The sequence below is a fragment of the Halomonas sp. EF61 genome (genome assembly GCF_040147045.1).
In the GTDB taxonomy this organism is placed as follows: Bacteria; Pseudomonadota; Gammaproteobacteria; order Pseudomonadales; family Halomonadaceae; genus Halomonas; species Halomonas litopenaei.
Genome location: NZ_JAMSHM010000003.1, coordinates 639,053 through 657,298 on the forward strand (window position 1 = coordinate 639,053; position 18,246 = coordinate 657,298).

The 18,246-nt window shown below is 64.4% G+C and carries 19 protein-coding genes; 6 read left to right on the forward strand and 13 right to left on the reverse strand.

Annotation, left to right across the window (positions count from 1 at the left end; genetic code table 11):
• Positions 1 to 68: 68 nt before the first annotated feature.
• The gene (gene ubiG / locus NFI08_RS17725; protein ID WP_108447930.1) at positions 69 to 794 is read left to right on the forward strand and encodes a bifunctional 2-polyprenyl-6-hydroxyphenol methylase/3-demethylubiquinol 3-O-methyltransferase UbiG; all 726 of its coding nucleotides are present in this window, start codon (positions 69 to 71) and stop codon (positions 792 to 794) included.
• A complete protein-coding gene (locus tag NFI08_RS17730; RefSeq protein ID WP_108447929.1) occupies positions 791 to 1,453 on the forward strand; it encodes an HAD family hydrolase in 663 nt (220 codons plus the stop codon). The genes ubiG and NFI08_RS17730 overlap by 4 nt, the downstream gene beginning before the upstream one ends.
• A gap of 267 nt (positions 1,454 to 1,720) precedes the next feature.
• Here NFI08_RS17730 and NFI08_RS17735 read toward each other — a convergent pair whose 3' ends face one another.
• The 11 genes from NFI08_RS17735 to NFI08_RS17785 form a co-directional block, all read right to left on the reverse strand.
• Positions 1,721 to 2,485: a YciK family oxidoreductase gene (locus NFI08_RS17735; protein WP_108447928.1), complete on the reverse strand. Its 765-nt coding sequence runs from the start codon at positions 2,483 to 2,485 to the stop codon at positions 1,721 to 1,723.
• A gap of 13 nt (positions 2,486 to 2,498) precedes the next feature.
• On the reverse strand, positions 2,499 to 3,308 hold the full coding sequence (ybgF, locus tag NFI08_RS17740) for a tol-pal system protein YbgF (protein ID WP_108133606.1): 810 nt from the start codon (positions 3,306 to 3,308) through the stop codon (positions 2,499 to 2,501).
• Between the two features lie 31 nt (positions 3,309 to 3,339).
• Complete coding sequence (gene pal, locus NFI08_RS17745; RefSeq protein ID WP_045992086.1) at positions 3,340 to 3,891, reverse strand: peptidoglycan-associated lipoprotein Pal; 552 nt, start codon at positions 3,889 to 3,891, stop codon at positions 3,340 to 3,342.
• A gap of 58 nt (positions 3,892 to 3,949) precedes the next feature.
• Positions 3,950 to 5,209, reverse strand: coding sequence for a Tol-Pal system beta propeller repeat protein TolB (gene tolB / locus NFI08_RS17750; RefSeq protein WP_240184157.1), 1,260 nt, complete (start codon positions 5,207 to 5,209; stop codon positions 3,950 to 3,952).
• A gap of 95 nt (positions 5,210 to 5,304) precedes the next feature.
• The gene (tolA, locus tag NFI08_RS17755; protein ID WP_349591106.1) at positions 5,305 to 6,546 is read right to left on the reverse strand and encodes a cell envelope integrity protein TolA; all 1,242 of its coding nucleotides are present in this window, start codon (positions 6,544 to 6,546) and stop codon (positions 5,305 to 5,307) included.
• Positions 6,547 to 6,554: 8 nt separating this feature from the next.
• Positions 6,555 to 6,995, reverse strand: a complete 441-nt coding sequence (gene tolR, locus NFI08_RS17760; protein WP_108133603.1) for a protein TolR — start codon at positions 6,993 to 6,995, stop codon at positions 6,555 to 6,557.
• Positions 6,996 to 7,010: 15 nt separating this feature from the next.
• Complete coding sequence (gene tolQ, locus NFI08_RS17765; RefSeq protein ID WP_181248684.1) at positions 7,011 to 7,688, reverse strand: protein TolQ; 678 nt, start codon at positions 7,686 to 7,688, stop codon at positions 7,011 to 7,013.
• A gap of 30 nt (positions 7,689 to 7,718) precedes the next feature.
• The gene (ruvB, locus tag NFI08_RS17770) at positions 7,719 to 8,747 is read right to left on the reverse strand and encodes a Holliday junction branch migration DNA helicase RuvB (RefSeq protein ID WP_045992045.1); all 1,029 of its coding nucleotides are present in this window, start codon (positions 8,745 to 8,747) and stop codon (positions 7,719 to 7,721) included.
• A 2-nt stretch (positions 8,748 to 8,749) separates the two neighbouring features.
• On the reverse strand, positions 8,750 to 9,361 hold the full coding sequence (gene ruvA / locus NFI08_RS17775) for a Holliday junction branch migration protein RuvA (protein ID WP_045992044.1): 612 nt from the start codon (positions 9,359 to 9,361) through the stop codon (positions 8,750 to 8,752).
• Positions 9,362 to 9,743: 382 nt separating this feature from the next.
• Positions 9,744 to 10,295, reverse strand: a complete 552-nt coding sequence (gene ruvC / locus NFI08_RS17780; protein WP_349591112.1) for a crossover junction endodeoxyribonuclease RuvC — start codon at positions 10,293 to 10,295, stop codon at positions 9,744 to 9,746.
• Between the two features lie 18 nt (positions 10,296 to 10,313).
• Complete coding sequence (locus NFI08_RS17785) at positions 10,314 to 11,066, reverse strand: YebC/PmpR family DNA-binding transcriptional regulator (protein WP_108133600.1); 753 nt, start codon at positions 11,064 to 11,066, stop codon at positions 10,314 to 10,316.
• Between the two features lie 228 nt (positions 11,067 to 11,294).
• On the opposite strand from NFI08_RS17785, the gene ubiM reads away from it, so the two are divergent.
• The gene (ubiM, locus tag NFI08_RS17790; protein ID WP_349591116.1) at positions 11,295 to 12,566 is read left to right on the forward strand and encodes a 5-demethoxyubiquinol-8 5-hydroxylase UbiM; all 1,272 of its coding nucleotides are present in this window, start codon (positions 11,295 to 11,297) and stop codon (positions 12,564 to 12,566) included.
• A gap of 66 nt (positions 12,567 to 12,632) precedes the next feature.
• On the opposite strand, the gene aspS is transcribed toward ubiM, so the two are convergent.
• Both aspS and NFI08_RS17800 read right to left on the reverse strand, forming a co-directional pair.
• Positions 12,633 to 14,411, reverse strand: coding sequence for an aspartate--tRNA ligase (aspS, locus tag NFI08_RS17795; protein ID WP_108133598.1), 1,779 nt, complete (start codon positions 14,409 to 14,411; stop codon positions 12,633 to 12,635).
• Positions 14,412 to 14,456: 45 nt separating this feature from the next.
• Positions 14,457 to 14,729 (reverse strand): FmdB family zinc ribbon protein, encoded by a 273-nt coding sequence (locus NFI08_RS17800; protein WP_045994967.1) that lies wholly within the window; start codon positions 14,727 to 14,729, stop codon positions 14,457 to 14,459.
• Between the two features lie 239 nt (positions 14,730 to 14,968).
• Here NFI08_RS17800 and NFI08_RS17805 point away from each other — a divergent pair, with 239 nt between their 5' ends.
• The 3 genes from NFI08_RS17805 to NFI08_RS17815 all read left to right on the forward strand — a co-directional run bounded on the left by NFI08_RS17805 (position 14,969) and on the right by NFI08_RS17815 (position 18,194).
• Positions 14,969 to 15,913 carry a D-2-hydroxyacid dehydrogenase gene (locus NFI08_RS17805; protein WP_108133597.1) on the forward strand — a complete coding sequence of 315 codons (945 nt, stop codon included), beginning with the start codon at positions 14,969 to 14,971 and terminating at the stop codon, positions 15,911 to 15,913.
• 399 nt (positions 15,914 to 16,312) lie between these two features.
• Positions 16,313 to 17,224 (forward strand): ribokinase, encoded by a 912-nt coding sequence (locus tag NFI08_RS17810; RefSeq protein WP_108447922.1) that lies wholly within the window; start codon positions 16,313 to 16,315, stop codon positions 17,222 to 17,224.
• 28 nt (positions 17,225 to 17,252) lie between these two features.
• Entirely contained in the window at positions 17,253 to 18,194 is a 942-nt protein-coding gene (locus NFI08_RS17815; RefSeq protein ID WP_108447921.1) for a nucleoside hydrolase, read from the forward strand.
• Positions 18,195 to 18,246: the final 52 nt, after the last annotated feature.

The window sequence follows — 18,246 nt, forward strand, 5'->3', positions numbered from 1 at the left end:
CGTAGAATAGCGTACCAGACGAACTCGGTCCGCTGACATCGGCGGCATGGAACGCCCTGGAGATACAGATGAGCACATCCGATACCCCTTCCGCCAACGTGGACCACAACGAGATCGACAAGTTCTCCGCGCTGGCCGAACGCTGGTGGGATCCCGAAGGCGAATTCAAACCGCTGCACGCCATCAACCCGCTGAGACTCGATTTCATCGACGCCAGAGTGGGACTGGCCGGGCGCGAAGTGCTGGACGTCGGTTGCGGCGGTGGCATCCTCTCCGAGGCCATGGCACGCCGCGGCGCTCGGGTGACCGGTATTGATCTGGCCGAGGCGTCACTGGCGGTTGCGCGTCAGCACGCCGATGAGCAAGGGGTCGCTCTCGAATATCGCTACATCAGCGTCGAAGACATGGCCGAGGAAGCGCCGGAGCGCTTCGAAGTGGTGACCTGCTTGGAAATGCTCGAGCACGTGCCCGATCCCGAAGCCATCGTGCGCGCCTGCGCTCGCCTGCTCAAGCCCGGCGGACAACTCGCGCTGTCGACCATCAATCGCAACCCCAAGTCCTACGCCCTGGCCATTCTCGGCGCGGAGTACGTGCTCGGCATGGTACCTCGTGGTACCCATGACTACGCCCGTTTCATCCGCCCAGCCGAACTGGCCCGCTGGTGCCGTGACGCTGGACTCGAGATCGAGGAGCAAAGCGGTCTGGTCTACCACCCGATCACTCGTCGCTTCTCTCTGTCTGCCAACGACGTCTCGGTCAACTACCTGATGATCTGTCGCAAGGAGACCGCGTGAACGATTCGCTACCTCACGCCCTGCTGTTCGACCTTGACGGCACCCTGGTGGATACCGCTCCTGACCTGGCCCAGGCCACCAATCGATTGCGCCGGCTGCATGGTCTGGACGAGCTGCCCTACCCTGCCATTCGCGCCCAGGTGTCCAATGGTGGCAGCGCCCTGGTCACCCTGGCGCTGGGGCTCGAAAGCGAGCATCCCGACCACGCTGCGGCGCGTCAGCAGCTGCTCGACCTCTACGCAGAAGCGGTGGCCGAACACAGCCAGGTGTTCCCGCCGCTCGACCGTCTGCTGCTCCACTGGGATGGCCTCGACCGGCCCTGGGGGATCGTCACCAACAAGCCACGTCTGTATGCCGAGCCCCTGGTCGAGGCGCTGGGACTCGCGCCGGGCGTCATGCTCTGCGCGGATGACCTGCCAGTGAAGAAACCTCATCCAGAGCCACTGCTGGAGGCGGCCAGGCGCCTCGACGTAGCGCCCGAGGCGTGCTGGTATCTGGGCGACCACATGCGCGACATGCAGGCGGCAAAAGCCGCGGGCATGCCGGCCATCGCCGTGGGCTATGGCTACATTGCCGAGGAAGAAGATTACCGGGACTGGCCGGCCGACCGCTGGTTCGACACCGCGGAGGCGGTTCTCGAGGCGCTGAAAAGGCACTGAGAGTCTAATGAGAGGACGCTGAGAGGCCATTGAGAGGCCATTGAGAGGCCATTGAGAGGCCATTGAGAGGCCATTGAGAGGCCACTGAGACGCTGCTGGATGCCAGAGGTCGACGAGGCCCTGCACGACGACGCGAGGCGCGACCTGAGCTTCGCTGGCGCTGGGGGCGGGATCGGCAGTTTCGGCGGTGAGACGCAAGGAACGGCGGGCCGATCGGCTCGCCGTTCCTTTTGCAACGCTCGTTGCTCGCTTCGCTTGCCTGTGACGTCAGCTTCTCGGCGGCTGGGCGTCGAAGGCTTCCCCGTTGCGGCCCTTGCTGTCAGGGCCCATCAGCCACAGATAGGTCGGCATGATGTCCTCTGCGGTCCGCAGGCTCATGGGGTCCTCGCCCGGGTAGGCGCTCTTGCGCATGGCGGTGCGGGTCGCCCCGGGGTTGAGGGTGTTGATCCTCAGGGTCCCCAGATGATCGATCTCCTCGGCCAGTACCTGGGCAAAGCCTTCGGTGGCGAACTTGGAGACCGAATAGGCGCCCCAGTAGGCCCGCCCCTTGCGGCCAACGCTCGACGAGGTAAAGATCACCGAGGCGTCGGCAGACTTGGTCAGCAGTGGCAACAGCGCCTGGGTCATCCAGATGGGCCCGTTGATGTTGACCTGCATGACCTGATCCCACAGTTCCGGATTGTACTGCTCGAACGGAGTGATCCGCCCTAGCTGCCCGGCGTTGTGCAGGATACCGTCGAGCCGGCCGAACTCCTTGTCCAGCGCTTCGGCCATATCGTGGTAATCCTTGAGCGTCGCCCCTTCGAAGTTCAACGGAAAGATCGCCGGTTGCGGGCCTCCGGCGGCCTCGATCTCGTCATACACCTTCTCGAGCTTGGCGGTGGTGCGGCCCAGCAGAATCACGGTGGCCCCGCGACGTGCGTATTCGATCGCCGCGGTACGCCCGATGCCGTCTCCGGCACCGGTCACCAGCAGAATGCGATCCTTGAGCAGGTCTTCAGGTGCCTGGTAGTCAATCTTGCACTCGGTCATGGCGCTTCCTTGATCAGGCCCCGGCCTGACGCAAATAGTCATCGGCAAGAGACGCCGCATTGCTGTCAGGATAGTCCTGCTGGACGGATTCCAGAAGTGCGTGGCCGCCTTCGGTATCTCCCTGCCGCGCTTTCAGCAGTCCCAGCTTGTACATGGCATCGGGAACCTTGCTGCTGTCGGGAAAACGGTCCAGTACGGTCTCGAAGGCAACGGCGGCATCGCCAAAGGACGACTGTGCCGAATGCAATTCACCGAGCCAGTAGTAGGCGTTGGCGGTCAGGCTGGAGTCGGGATAACGATCGACGAAGGTATCGAAGTCGCTGATCGCCTGATCGAAGTCTCGCGACTGCACCTTGGAGAACGCCGACTGATAGGCCTCCCTGGCATCATCGCTGGCCTGGCCAGAGGACGATGAGGATGCTCCGCTGCCGCTGCTGTCTGCGGATTCGCTCGGCGGCTCCGTTGCTTCACTCGGGGCGCTTGGCGGCGCTGCCTGGCGTGGCAACTCGGACATGCGCTGATCGAGGTCCATGTACTGCTGGCGACTCTGCTGCTTGAGCTGATCGAGCTGGTAGCGCAGTTCTTCGATCTGCCCGCGCAATTCTCGCAGCTCGCGCTGGTGCTGCTCGACCTGGTTGAACAGTGCGAGATTGCCGCTGGCCTGGGCCTGGGTGGCCGTCTGATCGTAAAAGCTGTTGCCACCGCTGAGGTCTCTGACGACCGGCTGCTGAGCCAGTGCAGGTGACAGGATGGCGGGTACCATGACGGACAACGGGAGCACCAGGGCTCCCGCGCCGCACAGTCCCTTAAGACTGTGTCTCATTGACTTCTCCCACGTCCGACGTCAGTGGCTTTCAGTAAGCAAAGACCACACGGCGGTTCTGTGCAAAGGCATCCTCGTTGCTGCCGCGAGCTGCGGGGCGCTCTTCGCCGTAGCTCACCACTTCCATCTGCGAGGGATTGACGCCCTGCAGGCGCAGGTAGCGCTCGACGGACCCGGCACGACGCTCGCCAAGCGCGAGGTTGTACTCGCGGGTACCGCGCTCGTCGGTGTGGCCCTGCAGCACGACGGAGGCGTTGGGGTTGCTGCTCAGGTACTGGGCGTGGGCGTTGACCACCGATTCGAACTCGGGACGGATGGCGTCGCTGTCGTAGTTGAAGTAGATGGTGCGCACTTCCGGGATGCGGCCGTCGGCCATCTGGCCGGCACCGTCGGTGCCATAGCCGGAGCCGCTGACCTGGCCGCTGCCGGCGGTGCCGGTACCGACGCCGGTGCCACCCATGGTACCGCCGGTACCGGTGCCTGCGGCGCTGCCGTCCTGGGTGCCGCCGGTGCTGGAACAGCCAGCCAGAACGGCCAGGGAAGCGGCGATGGCCAGCGAACGGGCGTAGGGCTTGAGAAACATCGTGTCACTCTCCTTGCGTGATGCATCAAAGTCGATTCATCGGCATATGGCCGTCGAATCAGTTCAGAAACGGGGACCAGGCCGGCTCACGGACATCGCCCTGGGCGGCGGGCAGACGGAACTGCGCACGTCCATCGGCGGTGACCGCTCCCAGCACCCCGGTGCTACCCTGCTGGGTGGCGAAGATTACCATGGTGCCATTGGGCGCGATACTGGGAGATTCGGCCTGCTGGGCATCACTGATTTCCACCAGACGCCCGCTCTCGAGGTCCTGCTTGGCCACCTGATAGCCATTGTTGCCGCGGTGGATCAAGAACAGCGTTTCGCCATCCGGCGACAGGCGACCACGAGCATTGTAGTTGCCGGTGTAGGTCAGACGCTCGGCCTCACCACCGGACACGCTCTGGCGATAGATCTGGGGGCCGCCCGAGCGGTCCGAGGTGAAGATCAGGGAGCGGCCGTCCGGCGCCCAGGCCGGCTCGGTTTCGATGCTCGAGGAGTTGGTGACACGCTGAACGTTGCGCGAGCCGATATCCATCACGTAGATCTCGGGCTGGCCGTCCCGGGACAGCGCCATCGCCAGGCGACGACCATCCGGCGACCAGCTCGGTGCGCTGTTGAGCCCCTCGAAGTCGGTCAGCTTGACGCGCTGACCGGTGGCCAGATTCTGCACGTAGATGGCCGGCCGTTCGGTCTCGAAGGACACATAGGCCAGCTTGCCGCCATCCGGCGACCAGGCCGGTGACATGATCGGTTCATCGGACGTCAGGACCTGCTGGCTGTTGCGCCCATCGGCGTCGGCCACATAGAGCCCGTACTGGGTGTTGTCGCCCACCCCCTGCGAGGTGACATAGGCGATGCGGGTCGAGAAGGCGCCACGAATTCCGGTGATCTCCTCGAAGATCTGGTCACTGATATAGTGCGCCGCGCCGCGCAGATCGGAACTCGATGCCGTGACCGTCTCGCCCAGCAGCCGGGTCTCGCCACTGACGTCGAGAAGCTCGAAGCGCACCTTGACCTGGCCACCCTCCTGACTGGTGCTGCCGACCACCAGGTAGCGCGAGTCGAGACTGCGCCAGTCACCGTAGGTGACCTCTTCGCTGCTCGAGGGCTGGTTGAACATTTCTGAGCGCGGCAACGGTTCGAAGTAGCCGCTGCGCTCCAGGTCATCGGAGACGACCTGGGCGATATCCTCCGGTAGCCCACCCGCCTGGTCGGCGAAGGGCACCACCGCGATCGGTGTGGCCCTTTCGTTGCCGCGGGTGATATCGATGGTCAGATCGGCCTGGGCCGCTGGCCCGGCCAGCCATACCAGCATGCCTGCCACAACAGCAAGCAGACGCTTGGCAAGGCTCGTGTGAGCGACGGTCATGCTGACCCTCCTGGTCCACCAACTCGCATTCAAGGCTCTCATCAGCGAATGTCTCCCGGTGTGAATCGCAGATTGAATTGACGATAGTCGCGTTGCACGCCGCTGGGAAGGTCTCGCAGTTCGGTGAACGGAGCAGCAGACTCCACCGCCTGGATGGCGGAGTTGTCGAAGGCGGCGTTTCCGCTCGAACGTGTGACCGTTGCAGCAAATACTTCACCCGAGGGCCCCAACCTGACCTGTACCTCGGCGGTGGTGCCGTCGCCCACATTGGGCGGGATGACCCAGGCCTGCTCCACCGCTCGTCGTACCAGCTGGATAAAGCCATTGGCGGCCTCGTTCCCCTGCTCGGCGTTGGAGACGGCACTGGAATCACCCTCGATGATCCGCTGAAGCTGCCGCTCGGCCTCTTCTCTGGCCTTCTGTTCGGCGGCCTCACGGGCCTGGCGCTCGGCTTCTTCCTGTGCCTTGCGTTCCGCTTCCTGGCGGGCCTGACGTTCGGCTTCCTCTCTTGCCTTCTGCTCGGCTGCCTCGCGGGCCTGACGTTCGGCCTCTTCCAGTGCCTTGCGCTCGGCTTCCTCTCTTGCCTGCTGCTCGGCTTCCTCTCTTGCTTTCTGCTCGGCTGCCTCGCGGGCCTGACGTTCGGCTTCTTCCTGTGCCTTGCGCTCAGCCTCCTCTCTTGCCTGCTGCTCGGCTGCCTCGCGGGCCTGTCGTTCGGCCTCCTGCTGTCGCGCCGCCTCTTCCTGACGACGTCGCTCGGCTTCGGCCTGGCGCTCTTGCTCGGCCTGTTGGCGAGCGGCTTCACGCTCGGCTTCCTCTTCGGCCTTGCGTTGGGCGGCGGCTTCGGCCTCGGCGGCCCGCCGTTCGGCTTCCGCCTGGGCTTGTTCGGCAGCTTCTTCCCTTGCCTGCTGCTCGGCTTCCTGCTGAGCCTGTTGTTCTGCCGCCTGGCGCTCGGCCTCTTCGGCGGCCTGCTGCTCTGCGGCCTCGCGGGCCTGACGTTCGGCCTCCTCCTGGGCCTGGCGCTCGGCTTCTTCCTGAGCCTGACGTTCGGCCGCGCGGGTGCGTGCCTCGGCCGCCTGCTGGGCCTGATCGGTACGTGTCTCGGTGCTGATCAGGGTAGCCTGCACGATGGCGTTGTTGGGCGCCTCGGGTTCACTGCTCGGCCACTTGATCACACTGATGACCAGGATACCCAGGTGCAGGGCAACGGCCAGCACCGTCGGCAGACCATAGCCAACTTGCCCGGCGGAACGCTTAAGTGTATTTCGCCGCTGTGGTTTCGCCATGAGCGCTCCTAACCGTCCTGGGGCGGGGGTTCGGAGATCAACCCGACGTTGGCGACGCCGGCCACCTGCAGCGTGCTCATCAAGGTCACCACCTGGCCGTAGGAGACGTTGCGATCACCCCGCACCATCACCGGCGTGCCGGGATTGCGCTCGAGCAGAATGACCACCCGGTCACTCAACTCGTCCAGGCTGACCTGGGTCTCGTCGCCACCGAGGCTGATGAAGTACTGCCCTTCCTTGTCCACCGAGACGATGATCGGGTCGGTGTCTTCGGTGTCCTCGATCGGCTCCGAGGTCGCCTGAGGCAGGTCGACCTTGACCCCCTGGGTCAGCATCGGCGCGGTGATCATGAAGATCACCAGCAGCACCAGCATGACGTCGATAAAGGGGACCACATTGATTTCCCCCATGGGCTTGCTGCGCCCACGGCGATTGAAGGGTCCAAGCATGCGGCGTCTCCTTGATCAGGCGGCGCCGGCGTCGGGCCGGCCCTGCAGGTTGCGGTGCAGGATGGAGTGGAACTCCTCGGCAAAGTCTTCGTACTTACCCAGCAGGCGCGACGATTCGGCCGACAGGCGGTTATAGAAGATGACCGCGGGGATCGCTGCAAACAGGCCCATGGCGGTCGCGACAAGCGCCTCCGCGATCCATGGTGCCACCGTGGCCAGGGTCGCCTGCTGGGCCATCGACAGCGACTGGAAGGAGCCCATGATGCCCCAGACGGTGCCGAACAGGCCGATATAGGGGCTGGCCGAGGCCACCGTGGCGAGGAACACCAGGTGCAGGTTCAGGCGCTCTTCTTCACGTGACCAGGCCACCCGCATGCTGCGTTGGACGCCGTCGAGGATCGCCTGGGGGCTTCGGGTCTTCGGCATCAACCGATTGAACTCGCGAAAGCCGGCGCGAAAGATGTGCTCGGCGCCCTGGGTCTCGCCTTCGGCCGGGGCGTCTCGATACAGCTCGTTGAGGTCGACGCCGGACCAGAAGCGGTCCTCGAAGGCGCGATGCGCCTTGCGTGCACGGCGCATCACAAAGCTGCGCTGGAACACCACAATCCAGGAAAGCACGGAACCGATCATCAGCAGCAGCATGACAAATTGCACCACGCCGCTGGCGTTCATGATCAGATGGGGAATAGACATGGAGTCGTTCACGGAAATCCTCGTCTCGGGTCAGTCGTTGGAAGCGTCGAAGGCCTGGTCGTCAGGGGCCATGCCGAAATGGGTCCAGGCCTGGCGCGTCACCACCCGGCCTCGTGCGGTGCGCATCATCAGACCTTGCTGAATCAGGTAGGGTTCGATCACGTCCTCGATGGTGTCGCGCTCCTCGCCGATGGCCGCCGACAGTGAATCCACCCCCACCGGGCCACCGTCGAACTTCTCGAGCATCGCCAGCAGCAGGCGACGGTCCATATGGTCGAGGCCATGGTGGTCAACGTGGAGCATGTTAAGCGCCTGGTCGGCCACCTCGGCGGTGATGCGCCCTGCCGCCTTGACCTCGGCGAAATCGCGAACCCGCCGCAGCAGCCGGTTGGCGATACGTGGCGTGCCACGGGAGCGCCTGGCCACCTCACGGGCGCCGTCCGTGTCGGTGTGTACCTCGAGCAGGCGCGCCGAGCGTGCCACGATCTCGGTCAGCTCGTCGATGGCATAGAACTCGAGGCGCTGCACGATACCGAAACGATCACGCAGCGGTGACGTCAGACGCCCGGCTCGGGTGGTCGCCCCGACCAGGGTAAAGGGGGGCAGGTCGAGCTTGATCGAGCGTGCGGCCGGGCCCTCACCGATGACGATATCCAGCTGGAAGTCTTCCATGGCGGGATAGAGGATCTCTTCCACCACCGGCGAAAGTCGATGGATCTCGTCGATGAACAGGACGTCACCGGCCTTGAGATTGGTAAGCATGGCGGCCAGGTCGCCGGCACGCTCGAGCACCGGCCCGGAGGTCGAGGTCAGGCCCACGCCCATCTCGGTGGCGATGATATTGGCCAGGGTGGTCTTGCCGAGTCCAGGCGGGCCGAATACCAGGGTGTGGTCGAGACTCTCGTCCCGGGCCCGGGCGGCATGGATGAAGATCTCGAGCTGTTCCCTGACCCGGGGCTGGCCGATATAGTCGGCCAGGCGCCTGGGGCGGATGGCGTGGTCCACCCGCCCTTCTCCTTCCTGCGGATCGGCAGCAATCAGTCGGTCGGTATCGATCATGGTCAACCCGCCATGCGGCGCGCCAACGCCGCCTTGATCATGGCTTCGGTGCTGCCCTCATCCTCGAGACCGGACAACATGCGGCTTGCCTCGGTGGGCTTGTAGCCCAGACTGACCAGCGCCGCCTCGGCGTCAGCCAATGCCGTCTTGCCGGATACCGGTGTGGACGGCTGAGCGTTCCCTTCGAGCGGCAGGCTATCGGGATGCTGCCAGTGGGGAAAGCGATCACGCATCTCGATCACCAGACGTTCGGCCGTCTTCTTGCCGACGCCAGGCAGACGTGTCAGCGCCTTGACGTCGTCTTCCATCACGCAGCGGATGAAGGCGTCCTCGTCCATGCCGGAGAGTATCGCCAGGGCCAGCTTGGGGCCGATACCGTTGACCTTGATCAGTGCGCGAAATAGCGCGCGCTCCTGCTCGCGGGCAAAGGCATACAGCAGATGGGCGTCGTCGCGCACGGTCAGATGGGTGTACAGCGACACCCGCTCCCCGGCGCCCGGCAAGGCGACCAGGGTGGTCATGGAGGCTTCCATCTCGTAGCCGACGCCATTGACGTCGACCACCAGCCAGGGTGGTTGGGTTTCGAGCAGTGTGCCCGTGATGCGTCCAATCATGGCGCGAATACTTCCTTGATCTCGGCGGTAAAAGTGATCGCCAGTGTACCTGAGACGGCGGTCACGAATCGCGGGAGCGGCTACCCTGCAAGCGTACCTTGCATCCCACTATACGGTGGCAGCCTGGGCCCCGCCAGCACAAACAAACGCTGTTCGATAATGCTTCCGTCGCCACTTTGCGACAGCCTGAACGTCAGCCGACGCAGCAACAACAACCCGGCGCATCGGCGTAAAAAAACCTAGGCGCTGTCCGAAAAGTCGACGAGCGAAGGTTAGACAAGGCAAAAATCGGTGAGAAAGCGCAGTTTACGGGGTGTAAATGAGCATTTTGATCCGATTTTTAACGCCGTATTACCGAGCGCAGGCACTTTTCAGACAAGCCCTAGGGACGATACTGGCGCCAGGACGTCCCCTTGCCGCCCCCCCTGGAGCCGCTGGGCCGCCCACCGAAGGAGCCCTGGGTGATCAAGCCACGTGACGCGTAGCAGTGCGTCAGGGCGATTCCCAGAGCATCGGCGGCGTCCGCCTGGGGCGTACCGGACAGACCCAGCGTCGCCGTGATCATGTGCTGCACCTGGGTCTTGTCGGCACCACCGCTGCCGGTGACCGCCTGCTTGATCTGGCGCGGCCCATACTCGTGCACATCCAGGCCGTGATTGGCGGCGCAGACGATGGCGGCGCCCCGCGCCTGGCCCAGTTTCAGCGCAGAGTCGGCATTTTTCGACATGAACACCTGCTCGATGGCGAAGGCCACGGGACGGTGGATCCCGATCAACTCGCTGATCCCGGCATAGACCTGCGCCAGGCGCTGGGCCAGTGACTCATCCTTGAGCCTGATGCAGCCACTGGCGATGTAGCGCGGCTGCCGCTCGCTGGCGTCGAGTACCCCGTAGCCGGTGATACGCGAGCCAGGATCGATCCCCAGCACGATCATGCCGGGTTCCCCGGTAGGTCAGCGCTCCAGTTCGGCAAGAATGGCATCATTGAAGTCCGCATTGGTGAAAACATTTTGCACGTCATCGAGGTCTTCGAGGTGATCGATCAGGGCGAGCACACGGCGCGCGAGATCGGCATCCTCGATGGGCGTGGTGGTATCGGCGAAGAGTCCGACGTCGCTGTAGACGGGCTCAAGCTCCGCGGCCAGCAGGGCATCCTTGACGGCACCGAAGCGCTCCGGTGATGTCACCACCTCAAGGCTGCCGTCTTCGTCGGTCAGGATATCCTCGGGCTCTGCCTCCAGGGTGGCCGCCATGGCTGCCTCCTCGGAGGTTCCCGGTGCCAGGGTCAGTCGCCCCTGGTGATGGAACATGAAGGCGACCGATCCGCTGGTGCCCAGGTTGCCGCCATGCTTGGAAAACGCGTGTCGCACATCTGAGACAGTTCGATTGCGGTTGTCGCTCATGCACTGCACCAGGATGGCGACGCCTTCCGGACCATAGCCCTCGTAGGTGATCTCCTCCATGTCATCGCCATCATTCTGCCCTGCCCCGCGATCCACCGCCCGCTGGATCGTGTCCTTGGTCATGTTGTTGGACAGGGCCTTGTCGATGGCGGCCCGCAGACGCGGATTGTCAGCGGGTTCGGGCCCGCCCTGACGAGCGGCCACGCCCAGCTCGCGGATCAGCTTGGAGAATATCTTGCCGCGCTTGGCATCCTGGGCGGCCTTGCGATGCTTGATGTTCGACCACTTGCTATGTCCTGCCATGGTGCATCCCGTTGGTTGCTGGAAGCCGACGCTTCGCACGTCGCCGGGCGATATTGGAAGACAAGGCCCTGAAGGAGCCTGCCAAAAGCACCTGAACCCGGCGCTGGATCAAAGGCGCGCCACATAGCCCGCCACCTGATCACCCGTTGTGCTAGCGTCGGGCGCTTGATTTATCGCGCATTCTACCGCGCGTGCAGCTCACCAGCGAATCCAGCTCAGGAGTGACGAATGAAGGATGTGGCCATCATTGGTGCAGGGCCAGTGGGCCTATGCCTGGCGCGAGCACTGGCCGGTGCCGGCTTGAGTGTGGCACTGATCGATCGAATCGATCGCCCTCGACTGGCCGAACCCAGGCCCGATGGGCGCGAGATCGCCATGACCCAGGCATCCTGCGACCTGCTTGCCGACATTGGTGTGTGGCAGCGGATCCCCCAGCACGAGGTGGCACCGCTGACGCATGCCAAGGTGTTCAACGGACAGTCGTCCTTTGCCATGGACTTCGACTCCGGCAACGATCGACCACTGGGCTTCATGGTGCCGAACCATCTGATACGCCGCGCCGCCTTCGAGGAAGCCGAACGTATGGACGGCATCGACTGGCACTTCTCGGCGCTGGAAAGCATCACCAGCGACCCCGGTGCGGCGCGTCTGGCACTGGAAGACGGTACTCGACTGTCGGCACGTCTGGCGGTGGCCGCGGACAGTCGCTTCTCCGAATCCCGCCGTCAGATGGGCATCGCTGCGCGCATGCGCGATAACGGCCGCAGCATGCTGGTGTGTCGGGTTCGCCACCAACGCGCCCATGACCAGTCTGCCTGGGAGTGGTTCGACCACGGCCAGACCCTGGCGTTGTTGCCATTGCACGAACACCTGTCGTCGGCGGTGGTGACCCTGCCCAGCCAGCAGATGTCGGAGCTTACCGCGCTGCCGCCCGAGGCACTGTCGCAGGCGTTGACCCATCGCTACGGACGCAGGCTCGGCGCCATGACCCTGGAGGGAGAGACCCACGTCTATCCCCTGGTAAGCGCCTACGCAGAGCGCTTCGTGGCCGAACGCTTTGCCCTGGTCGGTGACGCCGCGGTGGGCATGCATCCGGTGACGGCACACGGCTTCAACTTTGGCGCCCAGAGTCAGCACCGCCTGGCCCGCCGGCTGATCCGTGCCCACCAACTCGGACAGGACATCGCCGACCCGCAACTGCTGAAGCGTTACGAGCGCGAGCATCGGCTGGCCACCTGGCCGCTGTATCAAGCCACCCAGGCCATCGTTGGCCTCTACACCGATGACGGAGTGCCGGCACGAATGGTCCGTCACCTGGGGCTGCGCCTGGGTGACCGACTGGCACCGGCGCGTAGAATGATCGGACAGCATCTGACCGAGCCTCATGGTGGCTCACCGCTCACGCCTCTATCGTCTCTATCGCCTCTCACCACCCTTCCGTCGCTGGCCCGTCGCGCGGCGTCTTCCTTGCCGTCACCACTGTCCAGGCTGCTGGGCTGATTTCCCATCAACGAAAAACCCCCGCCGATGGGCGGGGGTTTGTCGGTACAGCACGATAGCCTAGCGTTATTCGCTGGCTTCGGGCTTGGCCTTCTGACGCAGGCGGATACTCAGATCCTTGAGCTGGTCGTTGCTGACCTCGCCAGGGGCGTCGGTCATCAGACAGGCTGCACTCTGGGTCTTGGGGAAGGCGATGACCTCACGGATGGTACGAGCGCCGGTCATCAGCATGACCAGGCGATCGAGACCGAAGGCCAGACCACCGTGGGGCGGCGCACCGTAGTGCAGCGCGTCCAGCAGGAAGCCGAACTTCTCGCGCGCTTCTTCTTCACCGATACCCAGGATCTCGAATACCACGCTCTGCATGGCCTGATCGTGGATACGGATCGAGCCGCCACCCAGCTCCGTCCCGTTGAGCACCATGTCATAGGCACGCGACAGGGCCTCGGCCGGGTTGGCCTTGAGCTCCTCGGGGCTGCACGCTGGCGAGGTGAAGGGGTGATGCAGGGGGCTCAGGCGACCGTTGTCGTCGGCCTCGAACATCGGGAAGTCGACGACCCACAGCGGCGCCCAGGGCTGGGTGTAGAGATCAAGATCCTCACCCAGCTTGACCCGCAGAGCCCCCAGCGCCTCGTTGACGATGCGCGCCTTGTCGGCACCAAAGAAGATGATGTCACCGTCTTCGGCACCCACACGATCCAGCAGGGTCTCGATCACGCCTTCCATGAACTTGACGATCGGCGACTGCAGGCCCTCGATGCCCTTGGCACGCTCGTTGACCTTGATCCAGGCGAGGCCCCGCGCGCCGTAGATACCGACGAACTTGGTGTACTCGTCGATTTCCTTGCGCGACAGCTTGGCGCCACCGCTCACCTTGAGCGCGGCGACACGGCCGTCATCAGCGTTGGCCGGACCGGAGAAGACCTTGAAGTCCACCTCCTTCATCAGGTCATCGACGTCGGTCAGCTCCAGCGGGATGCGCAGGTCCGGCTTGTCGGAGCCGAAACGATGCATCGCCTCATGCCAGGTCATGCGCGGGAACTCGCCCAGATCCACGTCGAGCACGTCCTTGAACAGGCCCTGCACCATGGACTCGGTGATGCGCATGATGTCGGCCTCTTCGACGAAGGAGGCCTCGAGGTCGATCTGGGTAAATTCCGGCTGACGGTCGGCACGCAGGTCCTCGTCACGGAAGCACTTGGCGATCTGGTAGTAGCGATCGAAGCCCGCCACCATCAGCAGCTGCTTGAACAGCTGAGGCGACTGCGGCAGCGCAAAGAAGCTGCCTGCATGGGTCCGGCTCGGCACCAGATAGTCACGTGCACCTTCCGGGGTCGCCCGGGTCAGCACCGGCGTCTCGATGTCGAGGAAGCCCTCGCCCTCGAGGAAGGCCCGCACGCTATGGGAGATGCGAGAGCGCAGACGCAGCTTCTCGATCATCTCCGGGCGACGCAGGTCGATGTAGCGGTGCTTGAGGCGAATTTCCTCACCCACCTTGCCGTGCTCGTCGAGCTGGAACGGCGGCGTGGCGGCGGTGTTGAGCACCTCCACTTCCTTGGCCAGCACCTCGATCAGGCCGGTCGGCATGTTCGGGTTCTGGGTTCCCTCGGGACGCATGCGCACTCGGCCCTGGATGCGCAGCACGTACTCGCTGCGGGCGCGGTCGGCATTGGCGAAGGCCTCGGCGGTATCGGGGTCGACCACGACCTGGGCGATACCGTCACGATCGCGAAGGTCGAGGAAGATCACCCCACCGTGGTCACGGCGGCGGTGTACCCAGCCGCACAGGCTGACCGTCTGGTCCACCAGGGTTTCGTTGAGCTGGCCGCAATAATGGCTGCGCATGTTGGTTCCTGTCATGTTGCGTGAAGGTAAAGGCAATTCGTTGGATCAGGCAGCGGCGCCGTCACCGGAAGCGGAGCCACCACCGGAGGAGGCACCGCCTCCGCCACTGTCACCCGCCAGATTCTTCTTGGTGCCACCGGTCTTGAAGTCGGTCTCGTACCAGCCGCCACCCGCAAGACGGAAGCCAGCCGCCGAGACCAGGCGGTTCAGTTCGGGAGCTTCGCAGGCCGGGCAGTCGGTCAAGGGAGCGGCGCTCATGCGCTGCAGCTTCTCCAGCCGATGGCCACAGGCCTTGCACTGATATTCGTAGATGGGCATGGTTCTAGGTCTCCGTTCGCATTGTTCCTGCGGGGCGGGAAGCCGGCGTCTGATCTGCCTGACACACCCTCGATCACGCCGCTTCCGATCCCGACATGCGATATAGGGCCGGCCAACAGCAATTCCAAGCCCAAATCAAAGGGGCGCATTATAGCGTGCTGAGCACCTCAAGGCCCAGCCCTGTGCACCGATCTTCGCCACCAGACGCACCACACCCACCAAACACAACAGGAGAAGCGATGAAAGCTGTATTACTGGACGCCGACAGCCTGGGTACTGATATCGACCTGGCACCGCTGCGCGAGCAGCTCGAGAGCCTCGAGGTTCACCCCACCAGCACCCCCGCCGAGGCGCGTGAACGGCTGGCTGGCGCCGACGTCGCCATCGTCAACAAGGTGGTGCTGGATGCCGATACGCTGAACGCCCTGCCCTCCTTGCGGCATATCTGCGTACTGGCCACCGGCACCAACAATATCGACATGGAGGTGGCGAAAGAGCGTGGCATCCGCGTCGACAACGTCAACGCCTACGGAACTGCCAGTGTCGCCCAGCATACGCTGATGCTGATCCTCGCTCTGGCCACTCGCCTGCCGCAGTACCAGCGCGACGTGGCCGAAGGCCGTTGGGGAGAGAGCCCGTTCTTCTGCTTGATGGACCACCCGACCCTGCAACTCGAAGGCAAGCATCTGGTGCTGGTGGGACAGGGTGAACTGGGCTCCAAGGTGGCCGCCCTGGCCGAGGCATTCGGCATGCGGGTGAGCTTCAGCGCGCGACCAGGCAACGAGGCCAATGACCGGCGCCCGGCACTGGCCGAGCTGCTGCCCGAGGCCGACGTGGTCAGCCTGCATTGCCCGTTGACCGAACACAGTCGTCATCTGCTCAACGCGGACAACCTCAAGACCATCAAGAAAGGCGCCCTGCTGGTGAACTGCGCCAGGGGTGGAGTGATCGATGAAGAAGCCGCTCTGGCCGCCCTGCGCGAAGGGCAATTGGGAGGCCTTGCCGTCGATGTCCTTCCCGCGGAGCCGCCCCGTGACGGCCACGCCCTGATTGACGCAGTCAACGAGTCGCCGCGCCTGAACCTGCTGGTCACCCCGCACAGCGCCTGGATCACCCCTGAAGCGCGACAGAACATCGTCAAGCTGACCGTCGACAATCTGCGGAACGCTGCGCAAGAGAGCTGACGCCGTCCATGGCGGGCACAGCAGACCGTGCCCGCCTGACACCAGGTCATTCTTGCCACCCTGCCCCTTGCTGCGCTCTCTCCAGGCTTTCGTCACGCTGATACAACGTTATCGTCACGCCGATGCCAAGCTCTCGCCACGCTTAGGCAACGCTATCGCACCCCTGATCGGCATGTTCGGGCGAGTTTAGCGAATGCAAAGCTTCCCAACGGCCTGTCCTCATCGCCTATGATTAACACACCAATGCAATTGGCACGTTCGTGTACTGGTCTAACCAAGATAACGGTATAACATTGGAAACAAGGTAACAGCCTCGTTGTCGATGGCGGTTGCACCCTTGCGTCCGCCCGGCATCACTCCGATACTTCGCGCTGAGCCCACCCCCTCATCGGACACCCCATGCTGTACAACTACGGGTCGATCAATCTCGACCATGTCTATCGCGTTCCCCATCTCGTTCGCCCGGGGGAAACCCTGGCGAGTCATGAGCACCGAGTCGGCCTTGGAGGCAAGGGAGCCAACCAGTCGCTCGCGCTGGCCAAGGCCGGTGGTCAGGTGGCTCACTGGGGTAGCCTGAATGCCCAGGATGGCTGGGCCAGCCAGCAGCTTGCCGATGCCGGGGTCGACGTCAATGGTATTGCCGAGGTGGCCGCCCCCTCCGGCCACGCCATCATCCAGGTCGACGACGGCGCAGAGAACGCCATCCTGCTGTTCCCCGGAGCCAACCACCATCACGCGGCCGACGACCTTTCCAGGCTGATGGAGGGCACTCAGGCCGGCGACTGGCTGCTGCTGCAGAATGAATGCAGCGCCCTGGCCGATGCCATCCGGCTCGGACATGAAAAGGGACTGAACATCGCCTTCAACCCGGCGCCGATGAGCGACGCCGTGCTGGACCTGCCGCTCGACCGGTGCGATCTCCTTTTCGTCAATCGGGGCGAGGCCGCCTGGCTGGCCGGTGTTGCAGAGGATACCGATGCCGACGCCTTGCTCACCGCCCTTTCCGAGCGCCTGCCCAGCACCCAACTGGTGCTGACGCTCGGCGGCGAAGGCGCCTGGCATCAGCACGGCGGACAACGCCAGTTCCAAGCGGCGAGTCGGGTCGAGGCGGTTGACACCACCGCCGCCGGGGACACCTTCATCGGCTACTATCTGGCCGCGATGCAGGAACAAAAGACCGTGGCGGATTGCCTGGCGCTGGCCTCCACCGCCGCCGCCCTCGGCGTTCAGCGGCAGGGCGCGGCCGCCAGCATTCCGACCCGCGACGAGGTCGACACAGCGCTGGCGAGCGGCCAGCATGCCATCCGTTGAGACCTTCAGGCCAATCACAGGAGCTTCCGTGAGCACCCCGATCATCTTCGATACCGACCCGGGCGTCGACGACGCCCAGGCCATCGCCATCGCCCTGCGCCATCCCGACATTGAGCTGCTCGGCATGACCACCACCTTCGGCAACGTCGACATCGAGACGGCGACCCACAATGCCCTGCTGCTCGGCGAGATCGCTGGCCAGCCGGTGCCGGTGGCCCAGGGCTCGGCCTGCCCCATGGTCAAGCCTCGTCATCCGGCACCCAAGCATATCCATGGCGACAACGGCCTGGGCAATATCCCCCTGCCCGAGGTCAAGGGACAGGCCGATGCTCGCAGCGCCGCCCAGTTTATCGTCGACACCGTGCGCCAGCGTCCGGGCGAGGTCACCCTGGTGGCGGTCGGCCCTCTGGGCAACCTTGCCGCAGCGCTGCAGCTGGACCCCGAGATCACCCGCCTGGTCAAGCAGGTGGTCATCATGGGCGGCTCCATTCGCGAAGGCGGCAACGTCACCCCGGTGGCAGAAGCCAACATCTTCAACGATGCCCACGCCGCGCAGCGCGTACTGACCGCCGACTGGCCGCTGACCCTAGTGGGGCTCGACGTGACCCATCGCTGCATCCTGACGCCGGAACACATGGCCCGCATCGAGGCAGGCCAGGGCGAGCTCGGCAAGATTCTGGCCGGCAGCTACGACTTCTATCGCGCCTTCTATCGTGAAGCCCTCGGCATCGACGGCTGCTGCCCCCATGACAGTGTGGCCCTGGCCTGGCTACTGCGCCCGGACCTGTTCGAGACCACCCGCGGCCACCTGGGTGTGGTCACCGAAGGGCCGGCCGAGGGGCAGACCATCCTCGCGCCGGAAGGCAGAGGCTTTATCGCCGACCGCTGGTCGCAGACACCCGTGGTCGACGTCTGCATGAAGGTAGACGGCAAGGCCGTCAGCGACTGGATCGCGGACACCCTGGCCTGAACCGAGCCGGCGACCGCGCTGGACTGAACGACTCAAGCCAGCAAAAAGCCCC

Bases quoted from the DNA above. Each gene is read 5' to 3' on its own strand.
- NFI08_RS17810 (WP_108447922.1), top strand. From the start codon at position 16,313: ATGCTGTACAACTACGGGTCGATCAATCTCGACCATGTCTATCGCGTT.
- tolQ (WP_181248684.1), bottom strand. From the start codon at position 7,688: ATGTCTATTCCCCATCTGATCATGAACGCCAGCGGCGTGGTGCAATTT.
- aspS (WP_108133598.1), bottom strand. From the start codon at position 14,411: ATGCGCAGCCATTATTGCGGCCAGCTCAACGAAACCCTGGTGGACCAG.
- ubiG (WP_108447930.1), top strand. From the start codon at position 69: ATGAGCACATCCGATACCCCTTCCGCCAACGTGGACCACAACGAGATC.
- NFI08_RS17800 (WP_045994967.1), bottom strand. From the start codon at position 14,729: ATGCCCATCTACGAATATCAGTGCAAGGCCTGTGGCCATCGGCTGGAG.
- tolR (WP_108133603.1), bottom strand. From the start codon at position 6,995: ATGCTTGGACCCTTCAATCGCCGTGGGCGCAGCAAGCCCATGGGGGAA.
- tolB (WP_240184157.1), bottom strand. From the start codon at position 5,209: ATGCTGGTATGGCTGGCCGGGCCAGCGGCCCAGGCCGATCTGACCATC.
- NFI08_RS17785 (WP_108133600.1), bottom strand. From the start codon at position 11,066: ATGGCAGGACATAGCAAGTGGTCGAACATCAAGCATCGCAAGGCCGCC.
- ubiM (WP_349591116.1), top strand. From the start codon at position 11,295: ATGAAGGATGTGGCCATCATTGGTGCAGGGCCAGTGGGCCTATGCCTG.
- tolA (WP_349591106.1), bottom strand. From the start codon at position 6,546: ATGGCGAAACCACAGCGGCGAAATACACTTAAGCGTTCCGCCGGGCAA.
- NFI08_RS17805 (WP_108133597.1), top strand. From the start codon at position 14,969: ATGAAAGCTGTATTACTGGACGCCGACAGCCTGGGTACTGATATCGAC.
- NFI08_RS17735 (WP_108447928.1), bottom strand. From the start codon at position 2,485: ATGACCGAGTGCAAGATTGACTACCAGGCACCTGAAGACCTGCTCAAG.
- ybgF (WP_108133606.1), bottom strand. From the start codon at position 3,308: ATGAGACACAGTCTTAAGGGACTGTGCGGCGCGGGAGCCCTGGTGCTC.
- ruvB (WP_045992045.1), bottom strand. From the start codon at position 8,747: ATGATCGATACCGACCGACTGATTGCTGCCGATCCGCAGGAAGGAGAA.
- pal (WP_045992086.1), bottom strand. From the start codon at position 3,891: ATGTTTCTCAAGCCCTACGCCCGTTCGCTGGCCATCGCCGCTTCCCTG.
- ruvA (WP_045992044.1), bottom strand. From the start codon at position 9,361: ATGATTGGACGCATCACGGGCACACTGCTCGAAACCCAACCACCCTGG.
- ruvC (WP_349591112.1), bottom strand. From the start codon at position 10,295: ATGATCGTGCTGGGGATCGATCCTGGCTCGCGTATCACCGGCTACGGG.